This is a genomic window from Shewanella indica (assembly GCF_002836975.1).
In the GTDB taxonomy this organism is placed as follows: domain Bacteria; phylum Pseudomonadota; class Gammaproteobacteria; order Enterobacterales; family Shewanellaceae; genus Shewanella; species Shewanella indica.
On the sequence record NZ_NIJK01000036.1, the window covers coordinates 20,211 to 34,369 of the forward strand.

General features: G+C 53.9%; 15 protein-coding genes and 1 pseudogene. 7 read left to right on the forward strand and 9 right to left on the reverse strand.

From position 1 onward, the window contains the following. Nucleotides 1–254 precede the first annotated feature (254 nt). A complete protein-coding gene (locus CX650_RS11795; RefSeq protein ID WP_101095924.1) occupies nt 255–1,637 on the forward strand; it encodes a DUF3300 domain-containing protein in 1,383 nt (460 codons plus the stop codon). A 110-nt stretch (nt 1,638–1,747) separates the two neighbouring features. On the opposite strand, the gene grxB is transcribed toward CX650_RS11795, so the two are convergent. From grxB to CX650_RS11810, 3 genes are read right to left on the reverse strand one after another with little or no spacing between them, the layout of a single operon-like run. Continuing rightward, nucleotides 1,748–2,398 (reverse strand): glutaredoxin 2, encoded by a 651-nt coding sequence (grxB, locus tag CX650_RS11800; RefSeq protein WP_101095925.1) that lies wholly within the window; start codon nt 2,396–2,398, stop codon nt 1,748–1,750. Then, a complete protein-coding gene (locus tag CX650_RS11805) occupies nt 2,398–3,318 on the reverse strand; it encodes a sterol desaturase family protein (protein ID WP_052248094.1) in 921 nt (306 codons plus the stop codon). The genes grxB and CX650_RS11805 overlap by 1 nt, the downstream gene beginning before the upstream one ends. Before the next feature lie 21 nt (nt 3,319–3,339). Next, the gene (locus CX650_RS11810; RefSeq protein WP_101095926.1) at nt 3,340–4,401 is read right to left on the reverse strand and encodes a DUF2804 domain-containing protein; all 1,062 of its coding nucleotides are present in this window, start codon (nt 4,399–4,401) and stop codon (nt 3,340–3,342) included. A 341-nt stretch (nt 4,402–4,742) separates the two neighbouring features. On the opposite strand from CX650_RS11810, the gene CX650_RS11815 reads away from it, so the two are divergent. The 4 genes from CX650_RS11815 to CX650_RS11830 all read left to right on the forward strand — a co-directional run bounded on the left by CX650_RS11815 (nt 4,743) and on the right by CX650_RS11830 (nt 8,194). After that, nucleotides 4,743–5,309 carry a YajG family lipoprotein gene (locus CX650_RS11815; protein ID WP_039034334.1) on the forward strand — a complete coding sequence of 189 codons (567 nt, stop codon included), beginning with the start codon at nt 4,743–4,745 and terminating at the stop codon, nt 5,307–5,309. A 65-nt stretch (nt 5,310–5,374) separates the two neighbouring features. After that, nucleotides 5,375–5,959, forward strand: a complete 585-nt coding sequence (locus tag CX650_RS11820) for a peptidylprolyl isomerase (protein WP_028779732.1) — start codon at nt 5,375–5,377, stop codon at nt 5,957–5,959. A 67-nt stretch (nt 5,960–6,026) separates the two neighbouring features. Then, the gene (locus CX650_RS11825; protein WP_101095927.1) at nt 6,027–6,347 is read left to right on the forward strand and encodes a hypothetical protein; all 321 of its coding nucleotides are present in this window, start codon (nt 6,027–6,029) and stop codon (nt 6,345–6,347) included. A 161-nt stretch (nt 6,348–6,508) separates the two neighbouring features. Beyond that, complete coding sequence (locus tag CX650_RS11830; protein WP_039034279.1) at nt 6,509–8,194, forward strand: MFS transporter; 1,686 nt, start codon at nt 6,509–6,511, stop codon at nt 8,192–8,194. Here the strand turns inward: CX650_RS11830 and CX650_RS11835 are convergent. After that, entirely contained in the window at nt 8,191–8,676 is a 486-nt protein-coding gene (locus CX650_RS11835) for a YajQ family cyclic di-GMP-binding protein (protein WP_028779730.1), read from the reverse strand. The genes CX650_RS11830 and CX650_RS11835 overlap by 4 nt on opposite strands. A 145-nt stretch (nt 8,677–8,821) precedes the next feature. Between CX650_RS11835 and CX650_RS11840 the strand changes: the two genes are divergently transcribed. Both CX650_RS11840 and CX650_RS11845 read left to right on the forward strand, forming a co-directional pair. Continuing rightward, nucleotides 8,822–9,181, forward strand: coding sequence for a VanZ family protein (locus tag CX650_RS11840; protein WP_039034281.1), 360 nt, complete (start codon nt 8,822–8,824; stop codon nt 9,179–9,181). 4 nt (nt 9,182–9,185) lie between these two features. Next, nucleotides 9,186–10,112 (forward strand): ketopantoate reductase family protein, encoded by a 927-nt coding sequence (locus tag CX650_RS11845; RefSeq protein ID WP_101095928.1) that lies wholly within the window; start codon nt 9,186–9,188, stop codon nt 10,110–10,112. Between the two features lies 1 nt (nt 10,113). On the opposite strand, the pseudogene CX650_RS11850 reads toward CX650_RS11845, so the two are convergent. The 5 genes and pseudogenes from CX650_RS11850 to CX650_RS11870 all read right to left on the reverse strand — a co-directional run. After that, nucleotides 10,114–10,395: pseudogene (locus tag CX650_RS11850) on the reverse strand (EamA family transporter); the annotation flags it as partial. 185 nt (nt 10,396–10,580) lie between these two features. Beyond that, a complete protein-coding gene (gene kdsA, locus CX650_RS11855; RefSeq protein WP_039034283.1) occupies nt 10,581–11,429 on the reverse strand; it encodes a 3-deoxy-8-phosphooctulonate synthase in 849 nt (282 codons plus the stop codon). Nucleotides 11,430–11,473: 44 nt separating this feature from the next. Further along, entirely contained in the window at nt 11,474–12,745 is a 1,272-nt protein-coding gene (locus CX650_RS11860) for a DUF819 family protein (protein WP_373297528.1), read from the reverse strand. A 79-nt stretch (nt 12,746–12,824) separates the two neighbouring features. Further along, complete coding sequence (locus CX650_RS11865; RefSeq protein WP_101095930.1) at nt 12,825–13,616, reverse strand: transglutaminase family protein; 792 nt, start codon at nt 13,614–13,616, stop codon at nt 12,825–12,827. Continuing rightward, entirely contained in the window at nt 13,616–14,011 is a 396-nt protein-coding gene (locus CX650_RS11870; RefSeq protein ID WP_101095931.1) for a SirB2 family protein, read from the reverse strand. The genes CX650_RS11865 and CX650_RS11870 overlap by 1 nt, the downstream gene beginning before the upstream one ends. Nucleotides 14,012–14,159 lie beyond the last annotated feature (148 nt).

Consider the following 14,159-nt stretch of genomic DNA (forward strand, 5'->3'; position numbering starts at 1 on the left):
CAGTTTGTCCAGTTGGAGCTTCCCAATGGCTATCTAAATAACTGTTTTGATAAAACCACTCACAACCAGGGGCTGAACCAGAAAAGACAAAATCTTTTGTCCATTCGCTGGATAATATTTAGCCATCCCAAAACCTTCAGCTTATGTTCATCAAAGGCGACTTATCCTGAAGCCACTGATGGGGAATTGCGTCGCAAGACCTCAGTTAGATCACTTGCCAGGCTGGTAACCATACCGGCCTAAAGGAGGCAACCATGAACAAGCTGAAAATCTGGCTGCAGCACAGTGTGCTTATCCTGTGTCTGTTTGGCCTGCCAACTACGGCGCTGCAGGCCGCCGAATCCGGCAGTGATATCCGGGAGCCCGAGCTGATGCAGCTGCTCTCCCCTATCGCTCTCTATCCGGACACCCTGTTGACCCATATGTTAATCGCCTCAACCTATCCACTGGAACTGGTGCAGGCACAGCGCTGGCGCAAACAGCGCAGCCATTGGGGCAATGAACGCCTGATGGCCGAAGCCGAGAACCAGGATTGGGATCCCAGTGTGATGGCGCTTATCGCCTTTCCGGAAGTGTTGAACAAGATGAGCACAGATTTGGACTGGACAGCCCGCTTGGGCGAAGCCTTTATCGCCGATGAAGGGCGGGTGATGGATGGGATTCAAACCCTGAGACAAGCCGCCTGGGATGCCGACTCATTAAATGACCTGGGTAACCTTAACGCCAGACGCGACGAACGTCAGATAGTGATAGCACCGACCCGCACCGAGATTATCTATGCCCCTTACTACGACAGTCGCCGTGTCTATGGCCATTGGCACTGGAGCAGCTACCCACCTATCTATTGGGACCCTTTCCCCGGATATGTGCGCTACCACTCCAGTCCGTTTTACTGGCGCAGTGCCGGGGTCAGCATTTCATTTAACTTCTTCTTCAGCGCCTTTCATTGGCATGACAGAGTGATCTGGGTCGATTATCGCCACAAACACTATAATCACTACCGGCCAAGACTGGCCTATAGTCAGGGAGCCCAGCGCTGGAGCCATAACCCGCACCACAGACGTGGCGCCCATTATCGCCACCCTGGGCTGCAACAACGCTACAACAAGGCGGTATACAACAAGCCGCACAAGCGTTATGAATCCCAGGCCCGCAGCTTCAACCATAGCCAGAGGCTGCATCAGGACAGAAACAAGCAACAAAAGCAGTTGCAGCATGAGCTAAAGCAGCGCAGGGAACACAATAGCCGTGAATGGCGCGCCGCTGACAAGAGGGAGAAGATGCATAGGGGCGAGCCACAAAAAGTTCGCCAGCTGTCACAGCAGCCGTCATATAGGAGTGCCAATAGCAGTGCCAACGCCGCCGACAAAACGATGCGGGCTAAACATCAGGCCAGAGACAGACAGTTGCAACAGGCATCAAACCAGCACACTAACACTACTTATAGACAAGCTGAAAAGCGCCGGCAACAGGCAGATAAACAACAGCAGCCACAGAGACGCTATCAGCCTCAGAGCCAATCGAAGGTGCAGCATCCGCAGCGAGCTCAGCCACAGCGCCATCAGGCTGAGCGACGCCAGCCCAACCGTGCTCAGGAGCACAGACAACGTGCAGTGCATCAACAAAGAGAGCGTTGAAAAAGCCGGGTTAAAAGTAGCACTTGCCCTAAAGTGAAAACGAATGAAAAAGACAGGTCCAGTACTGGCCTGTCTTTTTGGGTGTAGTTGTATGACTCAGATAAAGCCGCTCAGACGGCTCTGTCGTCGTACAAGTCGATTTGAGTCAGCGCTGCCACCTCTTCGATATAGGCACGCACTCTGGCCGGGAATACCAGCCCCTTGACCATGGTCAGGTTTCTCAGGCCGGGGAACAGGTTGATATCATCAATACTCAACTTATTGCCCCTCTCCGACGGCAATAGCAGCCAGTCGAGCCGTGGCCAACACTTAGCCAGGCCCTCAAGAAAATCGGCCGTTTGCGCAAGCGCTTTTTCGAAAGACATCTCTATCATGGCGCTCTTGTTTTGGGTAAACCAGGCAATCGCCTCTTGGCAGCCAAATTCAGGCAGGCCGAGCAACACATTGCGGGGATAGAGCAAGCGATTGCTGAAATAACCGGATGCCTCCTGCCATTGGCTGACAGCATCGGCCTGGCTGGCAAGGGTAATGACCGGCTTACCATCCAGATTATCCAGATAACTGACGATATCCAGGCTCTCGGCCATGAAGCTGCCATCGGCTTTTTGTAAAATGGGTACCATATTGGCGCCGACCATAGCTATTCTGGACTCCACATCATGGTTTTGCAGATAGACCCGCTCCACCGGCAACGCCTTAAGCCCCACCAGCATCATAGCCTTGACGCAATAGGGACAATGGTCAAACACAAAAAGCTTCATCAGTACTCCTTAGCTTCCTTGGAACTGTCAGGGCCATCAGCATATCCTCCGAGGCCAGAGCTGGGCAACTCCTGACTGGCCGGCGGTGCAAACAGCAAACGCCAACGTTGCCTGAAACTAAGCCCGGGGCGGCTCACTTCCGCCAACATATCGCGCCATTCGGCAAAAGTGACTGTCACAGGATTAAAGCTGTTCACCGGCTTGGTAATACCATAGCGCACGGTTTCCCGCTCCGGCTCGAAGCTGCCGAATAATCTATCCCAAATGATCAACACCCCGGCGTAGTTCTTATCTATGTACTGAGGATTACGGCCGTGGTGCACCCTGTGGTGGGACGGAGTGTTGAATATCCACTCCAAGGGCCCAAGACGTTTGATGGCCTGGGTATGGACAAAAAATTGCAGTCCCAGATTAAGCAGCACCACAAATACCACCCAGTTGGGGTCGAAGCCTATGATCACCAAGGGCAACCAAAACAGCCACATGCCCGCCAATGGGTACATCAGGCTCTGACGAAAGGCGGTGGAAAAATTCATGTTTTCCGAGCTGTGGTGCACTACATGGGCGGCCCACATCCAGCGGCACCTGTGGCTGGCCCGGTGGAACCAGTAATAGCAAAAGTCCTGTCCCAGCATCAGCAGTAGAAAGGTCCAGCCATTCATCTCAATGTCGAACAAACGCCAGCCGAATAACCACAAATACAGTTTGGCCAGCAGTAACCCTGTGAGAATATCGGCGCCCTGGTGCATGCCTGCCAGCACAAAGTTACAGAAAACCTCCGCCGGTCGATAGCGGGCATTCTCGGGTAAACGTCTGAGGCGGTCACCGAAAAACCATTCCAATGCCATACAGATGAAGAACAGCGGCGCCAATACCAGCAGCAGCCATTCAGGATGTGAAATAAGTAAATTGAAATCCATTTTTATTCCTTTTATTCCAACTCACCATTTGGCAAAGTGATCTTCTGTCAGGCCGCTCTGCTGCACCAGCTCATGGCGCTGGCCCAGGGAGTCTTTGACCCAACCGGAAAACAGCCCGGTATACTGGCGAAAATTGCTTTTAAGCAGCCCCAGATTGAGCCTTTCGCTGCGGCACCCCAAGGGCGAAAATGCCAACTCCAGCTCGCCGCGCTCAGACCAAACTCGCCATTGGCCGCCGGATGCTGCCCTGCGGTCAAACTCAAAATGCACCGGCGACAGCAAATGCCTGGCACCATCAACCCAGAGCACGTTTTCACAAGAGCCGGTCTCGTTGACTCCGGCCGCCAGGTTTAGCCCCAACCCCTTGCCATCAATATCTGCATTGATAGAGGCCCAGCGCCAACTGGTTTCCCGGCGCATAAAGCCTGCGGAAAAGTCATAACCTGCTCTGGCATGCAGCAGCGGCTGGGGTTCATGATTGAAGGACAACTGGCCGTAGACCTTGAGGGCATTGTGTTTTTGGGTATAGGTCCAACCGCTGTAACCGGTTGGACTGCAAAGCGCCATCGGCAAGCTGAGCGGTTCGGGAACCAAGGTCAGTTCCCCCTCAAGTGGCATTCCCTGTAGTTTAAGATCCAGGCTCAGTTGCCATTGTCCCTGCTCACGCCGAAAGTGAATGCCGCCCATACGGCTCTCCCCCTGCCATGGCGAACGGCTCAGGTTAAAACCAGCGGGCGGCCGCAGCAGATTCTGCTGATACATGCGACGACTTTGCAAATCAAACAGATAACAGAAACCACTGCCAAGATAGGCGATATCCGCCAAGGCAACGCCCAGCATCCATCTGGGGCTATTAAGGCCAATAAACTCAAACTGCTTATAACTGCAGCGCTGTTTCAGGCGTGAAACCCTGCGGTCCATCTCATTGAACAGCTGAAAGTCTGCCAATCCCAGGCTTTTCGGCGGGCCGTCGAAATGCCCAAACAGAGGCCGGCCGTGAACATCTATCAAAGAGTCAGGCGCCGCCTGGGTAGCAACCCCTGATTGAGTCGTCGGCAAAGGCCCGGATTTCAATTCCAACATATTCCCAACAGCTGTTTTTAGAGCAATAACTTGACTCTACCCTGTCGCCGTCGGAGATTGAACCCTTGAATGTTACAAAAATGAAAAACCACTTGCAGAATACGATCTGGTTTACGATGTCATTCAGAAACGCTAACTGACAAAGACACCCCTTGATAATCTATACTAGCTGTTTCACGGGATTGATACTTGAGTTTGCCCCTTGGCGGCCTACGCGCAAAGAACCCGCAAAAATCTCCCTCTGGCTGAACCAAAGTCGGTTATCTGCCATAAGCAGATGCTGGAAGCCAAACTCAAATCTGGTTATCCTGATGCCACCTTTTTTACAGCTTCGGATTTTTATGAAACGGCTTGCTACCTTGATGCTGGGGTCGGCGCTGCTCTTTGGCTGCGCCAGTCATACCCCCAACTTTATTGCCCTGAGCCCTGAACTGCCTGCGGTCACGCCACAGACCTCGCTGGAGCCTGCTCTGGCGCTGCAAACCCTGGATACCCGCACCGCCAATTTTATTGTGCGATTCAATGAAGACGGCAAAGCCGCACGTCTGGTCAGCCCGGCCGAGCCACCCAGGGCCCAACTGGATCAACTGTTTCGTCAAGGTTTTGCCAAGGCCGGATACCGAATTGATCCCGCCAGTGGGAAAGAAGTGCAGCTGCAGCTGATTGAACTGCTCACTGATGTGGATGAATCCAGCTTCGGCTTCGAAGCCAAAACCAATGTCAGCATCAATCTGCTGGCGAAAAACAGCAGCCATACCCTGACCAAGCGCTATAAGGCCAAGGGGCTGCTCAAGGGGCCTTTCGGTGCCGACTTCGCCTCACTGGAACTGGACATGAACAAACTGATCACCCAGTTGACCGGCGAAATACTCAACGACCCCGAGCTGCACAGCTTTTTGCAGCAGTAATTTATTGGGCCGGTCGGTGACTCACAGGCCTGCCCGTCTGCAACACTATGATAAGGAATCTGGTCATGAGCCGATGGATACTCGCAGCCGTATTGATGCTGACCAGTCAGCTGGCGCTGGCATTGGATATACAAAAAGACAATCTCTACCCTCAAGTGGAATTTGATACCAGCATGGGCAAAATCGTGGTCGAGCTCGACCGCACCCGGGCGCCCATTACTGTGGACAACTTTCTCACCTATGTGGTGCGCGGCGACTACAACAACACATTGTTTCACCGCATTATTGCCGATTTCGTGGTTCAGGGCGGCGGCCTCAGTCCCAAGTATGAAGAACTGCCGTCAGACAAGCCGATAGTCAATGAGTCGGGCAACGGCCTGTCCAACAGCCTAGGCACTATAGCTATGGCCAGAGAGAATGCCCCCCATTCGGCCACCCGCCAGTTTTACTTCAATGTGGCCGACAACAAAAAGCTCGACCCATCCTCCAGGCGCTGGGGCTATGCCGTATTCGGTGAAGTCAGCCAAGGGCTTGAAGTTCTGCAGAATATGGCGCTGGTAGAGACAGGCACCAACAGCACCTTGGGTTGGCCCGACGTGCCGGTCACCCAAGTTTTGTTGAAGAAAGCCACACTTCTGCCCAGAAATTAACCCCAGGCACGGCTCAGTATCAAAAAGCTGTCTATACTGAACCTGGCAAACATAAGGAGGCGATCTGATGACCCCGGAAGAGTTCATCGATGTGAAAGCGCCCCAACTGGCTCATTACGGCAAAGCATTCTTGAGCGACAAGCTGGAATTTAATGAAGTCAGATTGTATCTGTGGGATACCCTGGAAGAATGGCATCAGCTGAACTTGCAGGGGGAAGCGCAAACGGATGTCGAACGCGTATTTTGGCACTTGTTGTACGCCTTCGATAAATGGCCCGATTGGGTATTGCACGGTAACCAGTTTTTGCGCCAGCAACTGGACGACTGCTGTGAATACCTGTTCTGTGGTGGCCCCATACCCGAAGGCTGTATCGGCGTCAGACCCTGAGACAGACGTTAATCTACCCCGCCCGAGTGACACTTTAATGACATGGGCAACCAATCCCCGGCAAAGCCGGGGATTTTTTATTGGGCAAACACCCAAGCACGCCTTGAAGTCGCAGGCGCAGGCTTTTACTCTAAGGCCTTTGACTCTCACCAAGCCGTGCCATGCCTCAATCTTTTTTTGCCAGCACCCGAGACGCCCTGAGTATCTACTTCCATAAGCGGGTACTCATCTTATTGCTGCTCGGTTTTTCCGCCGGCCTGCCGCTGATGCTGGTATTCTCCACCCTGTCTTTCTGGCTCAGGGAAGCCGGGGTAGACAGGGCCGCCATCGGCTATTTCAGTTGGGTAGCCTTGATCTATGCCTTCAAGTGGGCCTGGTCCCCCCTGGTCGATCGCATGCCCCTGCCTTTGTTCAGCCAACTCTTTGGCCGTCGCCGCGGCTGGATGTTGTTCTCCCAGTTATTACTGATAGCCGCCATTTTGGGGATGGCCGGCAGCGACCCCATGGAAGATCTCACCCATCTGGCACTGTTTGCGCTGATGGTGGCCTTTTCCTCCGCCACCCAGGACATAGTGGTCGATGCCTTTCGTATCGAGTCGGCGCCGGAAAAAATGCAGGCGGCACTGGCCGCCGCCTATCAGGTAGGCTATCGCAGCGCGATGATCATAGCCACGGCAGGCTCACTGACTATCGCCGCCTGGGTTTCTCCCGAGCCGGAAAGCTATGATCTCCAAAGCTGGCAAACCGCCTATCTGGTGATGGCAGGTTTGATGGGCATAGGCATACTGGCAACACTTTTTGCCAAAGAGCCGGCGGTGGATATCAGTTCGATAGGGGAAGAGGAAGCCATTCTCAGAGACAGACTCAGAGCCAATCTGGCACCCAGACTCTCTGTCTGGGCCGCGCCGGCCAACCTATTTATCCTGCGTCATGGCAAGTTACTGCTCCTGCTGCTTGGGCTTTATTTCTGTTTTAGCCTGGCAGAGCCTTTCACCCAGGTACTGCAATCCTACTTTCCTAGTCAGGCCTTGAATACAGATACAGTCACTCTGGTCACTATGGGGCTCATTCTGCTGCTCTGGTTGCTGATTTTCGGCGTCAAAAGTAAAGACAGGGCGATTCAAGAGCGGGAAGCCAAGCAGCTGACCCAAGCCGGCACAGATAGGATGGCCGCCTTTATCTCCTGGCTATACAGTGCCGTGGCCCTGCCCTTTATCGATTTCTTTCGCCGCTACGGCAAGAGCGCGATTCTGATCCTTATGCTGATCTCCTGCTACCGGATCTCGGATATTGTCATGGGGATCATGGCCAATGTTTTCTATGTGGATATGGGCTTCAGCAAGGAGGAGATAGCCACCTTGAGCAAGGTCTATGGTCTGATCATGACCCTGGTGGGCTCGGCATTCGGCGGGGTGTTGTTGGCACGCTTCGGCACCATAAAAATCCTCTATGTCGGCGCCTTCCTGGTGGCCACCACCAATCTGTTGTTCGCCCTGCAGGCCATGGTGGGCTACAACGTGCCACTGCTGACCCTGGCAATTTCGGTGGACAACTTCAGCGGCGGTATCGCCACAGCGGCTTTTATCGCCTACCTTTCCAGCCTCACCAGCAGTGGCTACAGTGCCACTCAGTATGCGCTGCTGTCTTCGGTGATGTTACTGTTTCCCAAGTTTATTGCCGGCTTCTCCGGCGCCTGGGTCAACGCCTTTGGCTATGTAAATTTCTTTGTCAGCGCCAGCATCATAGGCTTGCCCGTGCTGCTGCTGATTTGGCTGGTGCAAAAAAACAGCCCGCCGAGGCGGGCTGATACTGCTCAGGATACGCTCAAGTCGCAGATTAACGACTAGTCGCGGAAATTATTGAACTGGAAAGGCTGGCCCAGCTCGGCATTACGGGCCAGCGCCATCACAGCCTGCAAGTCATCACGCTTCTTGCCTGTGACCCGTACCGAGTCGCCCTGGATTTGCGCCTGCACCTTTATCTTGCTGTCTTTGATCTGTTTTACCAGCTTCTTGGCCACATCAGCCTCTATGCCTTGTTTGAACTTAACCTTCAAAGAGAACATCTTGCCGCTATGAATCGCCTTTTCATCCACTTCCATCGCCTTGGGATCCACATTACGACGGCTCAGTTGGGTTCTTAAAATATCCACCATCTGATTGCACTGAAAGTCCGACTCTGCCGACAGGGTCACTACAAAGTCTTTATACTCCACCGCAAATTCCACCCCACGGAAATCGAAGCGGGTATCCAATTCACGTTTGCTGTTATCCACTGCGTTACGCAGCTCAACGGCATCTACTTCTGACACTATATCGAATGAGGGCATTTCATCGCCTTTTACTTATCAGTCAAACCAATAGCGCCAGTCTACCCTAAGTTGAAGCCGAGCTGAATAAATCCAAGTCTGCTGATGACAGCCAGGCTTTATTTTGACTATGATGTTCGCCAAGCTTTCCAACCCTGCGTGATTTGTGATTAACCGACAGCTGCTGTTTAAAATTGCTTTGTTGATTGCCCTGGCGGTGATCAGCTACCTGGTTTTTTCCAAGCCTAACTACCCTCAGAGCATTCCTAACCTGGATAAAGTGGGCCATATCGGCAGTTTCTTTGCCCTCGCCTGGCTGACCTATCTGGCATTTCGCCCCCGCTGGTACTTAATGTTTGCCACCCTGGCCGGCTACGGCATTCTGATAGAGATGGTGCAATCCCGCCTGCCTTACCGCAGTGCCGATATGGCCGACTTTGTCGCCGATATGACCGGAGTCGTACTCTTCTACGTATCTCTCTGGGGCTATCGCAAGTATTTTGGCGCCGCCATGCTGAAGGAGTAACGGGATGCAGATAGGGATCCTCGGCGTTGGGGCCATAGGGCAACTGCTGGCGCAGCAACTGGCTGCAGCCGGTCTTGAACCTTGGTTATTACCCAGAGTGTTGCCAACAGCCAACACCCTGCCATTGGCGCAGCAGGGCGAAGAACACGTCTATACCCTGGAGCTTGGCGACCAGAGTCTGCAAACATCGTTTCTGTGCCTGGCGCAGGACTCGAGCAAGCTCAAGCAGCTCGATCTCTTGCTGGTCACAGTCAAAGCCTATCAGGTTGAAGCGGCGCTGGAGCCTGTGCTGCCAAGACTTCACCCGAATTGTCGCATCCTGCTGCTGCACAATGGACTTGGTCCTCATCAAAGTCTGGCCGCCAAGCTGAATGAGCGGCCACTGAGCCTGGGCACGACAAGTCAGGCGGCGCTGAGACTAAGCAGCAATCATATTCGCCAAACCGGCAGTGGCCTGACCCAGATAGGTGACTTAATCGGCGCCCCCATGCCAGAGGTGATGAAAACCGCTCTGCTCAATGCTATTCCCGGCAGTCAGTGGAGTGATGCCATTCTCGAAGCCCTGTGGCAAAAGCTGGCGGTCAATGCCGTTATCAATCCGCTGACCGCCATTCACAGAGTCAACAACGGCGCCCTGGCCGCCCCCGAGTTTGAGGGAACAATCTGCGCCATTCTCGATGAGCTGTTACAGGTAGCCAAGCAGGAAGGCATAGCGCTGACGTTCGATGCGCTGCACGCCAGAGTCAAGGAAGTGATACGGCTAACCGCCGCCAACTACTCCTCCATGTATCAGGATCTCAAGCACGGCCGCAAGACGGAAATTGACTATATCAACGGTTACCTGCAGCAGCGCGCCGAGCAATATGGGCTCACACTGCCAATCAACAGCGAACTGGTAGCCCAGATAAAGGCATTGGAGCCACACGGCTAAATCATCCCCAAAGCACCAATACCGCGGCCAGGGCAATCAATACCAGGCCGCCCATATCCTTGACCTTGACCCGCTGCTTGAGCCAAAGGCTGGAGATCAGCATCATAAAGAAGACTTCCACCTGCCCGAGCGTTTTCACATAAGGCACGGCCGTGAGCGACATGGCGCTGAACCAACCTATTGAGCCCAGACAGCTACTGATACTGATGGCCAGGGTCAACCCGGGCCTGTGCCAGAGTTTTTTAAGGGTCTCTTTATCTTTGATAAGAAGCCAGGCGAGCAGCAACAGCTTCTTGAAGGACAAACCTTTGCGCCCGAGAATGCTTGCCGATGAACCGCAAGCCATGACTGCAATGAAAAACGCCCGCAATCGCGGGCGTTTAAGGCTAACATGCTAGTTAAGTGATTCGCTATTCAACCAAAGGTGCAGCTTTCAGCAGCTTAGGTAAGGTTAACCAAGCGCTTGGCTCAGCGACTGGTATCCAGCGCCGGGAAAGACTTCACCAGCTCATCAACGGCCTTCATCTGGCTCAGGTACCCTTCCAGTTGCTGCAATGGCAAGGCACAAGGGCCATCACATTTGGCGTTGTCCGGGTCCGGGTGTGCCTCAATAAACAGCCCGGCCAGTCCCAGCGCCATGCCGCTGCGGGCCAGTTCGGTTGCCTGGGCACGACGACCACCGGCAGAATCTTCACGGCCGCCAGGGCGCTGCAGCGCATGGGTGGCATCGAAGATCACCGGGTAGCCTGATTGCTTCATCTCATCCATGCCCAACATGTCCACTACCAGGTTGTTATAACCAAAGCAGCTGCCACGCTCGCAGAGAATGATCTCATCATTGCCCGCTTCGTTGAATTTCTTGATGATGTGTCGCATCTCATGGGGCGCCAGGAACTGAGGCTTTTTCACATTGATGATAGCCCCTGTCTTGGCCATGGCCACCACCAGATCTGTCTGACGCGCCAGAAAGGCCGGCAACTGGATGATGTCCACCACTTCGGCCACAGGCGCACACTGGTAAGGCTCATGCACATCGGTAATCAATGGCAGCTTGAAGGTGTCCTTGATCTCCTGGAAGATTTTCAAACCTTCTTCCATGCCGGGGCCACGATAGGAGTTGACGGATGAGCGGTTGGCCTTGTCGAAGGAGGCCTTGAACACATAAGGGATCCCCAGTTTCTGAGTGACTTCCGCGTAGGTTTCGGCAATGGTCATCGCCAAGTCCCGCGACTCGAGTACATTCATGCCACCGAACAGCACAAAGGGCTTGTCATTGGCTATCTCGATAGCCCCCAGATGTATGGTTTTATTACTCATCGCAACTTCTCTCTTGAATGCCGCTCATGCGGCGTTAACTTAAATCAGCCGGCCACGGCCTGCAGCAACTGGCCACAGAGCCAGGCCATATAAGTGCCTAAAGCATAGCCGAATACCGCCAGCAGTACACCTACGGGTGCCAGTGCCGGGTGGAAGGCCGCAGCCACTACGGGCGCAGACGCCGCGCCGCCAACGTTGGCCTGGCTGCCCACCGCCATATAAAACAGCGGCGCACGGATAAGCTTGGCCACCAGCAGCATCAATCCCGAATGCACCAACATCCAGATAATACCCACCAGGAAGTAAATCGGCGTATCCATAATTTGGGATACATCCATATGCAAACCGATTGTAGCCACCAGTATATAGAGGTAAGCCGAGGCTATCTTGGAGGCGCCGGCCGCTTCCAAATGACGGGCCGGGCTGAATGACAGCAGCAAACCTATGGTGGTCACTATCACCACCAGCCAGAAGAATCCGGAGGTCAGACTGTATTGCTCGGTCCAGGGATAGTTAGTCGCAAACCAGGGAGCCAGCAGATCGGCGCCGACATGGGCCAGGCCGGTAATACCAAAGCCCACAGCCACTATCAGCATGATGTCGCGCAGGCTGGGAATGCGGGCGTTTTCGGCATGATACTGTTCCACCTTGGCCTTGAGGCTTTCAATGGCGCTGGTATCTGCACCTGTCTTGGCATCTATCTCCTTGGCCCTGGACGCCATAAACAGCAACACGGCCATCCAGATGTTGGCGACTATCACATCGACAGTGACCATCACGGAGAAGATATTGCCGCCCACTTCATAAATCTCTTTCATCGCCGCCTGGTTGGCACCGCCGCCAATCCAGCTGCCGGCGAGTGTGGTCATGCCGCGCCAGACCGCGTCCGGGCCGTGACCAGCGGTCAATGTCGGGTCGATTGCCGACATGATAAGCAGGGCAATCGGGCCCCCGATGACAATGCCCATAGTGCCGGTCAAAAACATCACTACCGCCTTGGGCCCCAATCCCAGAATAGCTTTGATATCGACGCTGAGGATCAGCAATACCAAACAGGCCGGCAACAGATAACGGGACGCCACATAGTAAAGTTTGGAGCTGCTGCCATCGACAATCCCAAAGGTATTGAGCAAGGATGGCAGGAAGTAACACAACAGCAAAGCCGGAATGAAGCGGTAAAACTTCTGCCAGAAAGGATGGCTGCTGCTGTTGGTATAAAAAACGAAGCCGAGAATGGCGGCCAGAATGCCGAGCGCGGTGGCGTCATTGGTCACCAGCGCGGTCATCTCAGTGGCCGCCTGTGAGGTACTGCTCATAGGTCCTATCTCCCTTGCGATTGCAATTTATTGTTTTATTTTAATATTTATATTTTTATCACTGCCCTCGCGGGCAGGTTCAATGAAAGGTCTGAGGGTCGTCTCCCAGTTCTCTAAGTTGCATCTTTACCAACTCGACCACAGGGTCGTGCGGGCTGTTGTCGACAAAATACTGCAGGTCGGCGCTGGCGACATGAATCGCCCCCAGTTGCTGGGCAATAAAGGCGCGCTCCCGATGCAGGCTGAGATCGTCGGCATGCCATTCAAGTAGCAAATTACAGCACTCCATCGCGACTTCAAACTCATGGGCAACTATGGCGCCGGCCTTGAGTTCATGCAGCATGCGGGTCATCAGCCTCTGGGTGCCAACCGGCTTGAGGTAAGACGCTTTTAGCGGCGCACTGTTCCCAAGCTCACCGCGAACCAGGGCATGCAAGCGCTCTTTGCTGAGGCGCTCCCCCCGAAGCGGGTCGAGATAGATGAGTTCACCGGCCACATGGCAGGCCAGCACTGTGGTGCCCGGCAGCAGTACAGGATCGAATTTCAAGTCCAGCTGTCTGCCCAGCAACATAAGCACAGTTGCCAATGTGGTGCTGTTCCCTTGGCGGCTGAGAATACACTGGCCCAGATCGGCCGCCTGCCGGGAAAAATAGTCTTCCCTGGGGGCAAACCCCAGATCCTTGTAAAACCAATTCAGCAGCGCCTGAAAGCGCCGCTGCTGATCCACCAGATAATGGCTGAGCACCGAGCCGGACAGTTCCAGCCAGGCCCAGTTGGCCTGTTTGGCCAGGCCAAAGCCCAGATGTTGGCAAAGCTCAAATGCCGACTCGGGCAGAGAGAGTTCGTCTTGCTTAAGAGAATATTGTTGCATTACCCCAGAATTACCGCTTGTTTGAAGTGTGCCAGTTTTGCCGCATAAACCACCCAGCCCAGAGCACCGAGGAAGGCGAAGACTCGGAAGATCAGATTCCGATTAGACTTGAGCGCCATCACGCCCAGCAGTATGTAAGCGACCACTGCGCCTATCTTCTCTGTCATCCAGGGATCGACGAAGGGATACTGCTTGATCATAAAGCACAGAATCAATCCGGACAGCAGCAGGAAAGTATCGATCACATGGGGACCTACCTTCAGCAGTTTCTTGTCCATAATGGTTGACTGACGCAGCTTAAGCACGAAACGCACAATGAACAGCAATACGCTGACGGCGATTAGAGTCATGTGCAGGTGTTTAACTGCCGGATACAGGCTGTAAAAAGTTTCCATCGGATAGCTATCTGTAGGTGAACAAAGGCGACAGTGTACCCTATCGCAGTGCTCAGCACCAAGGCCAAGCCGCTGTCGAAAGGGCAGAATTAAGGCAGGAAGTGGGGACGATATTCACGGTTTTCAAGCCCGGGAGTGACTCCAGGGC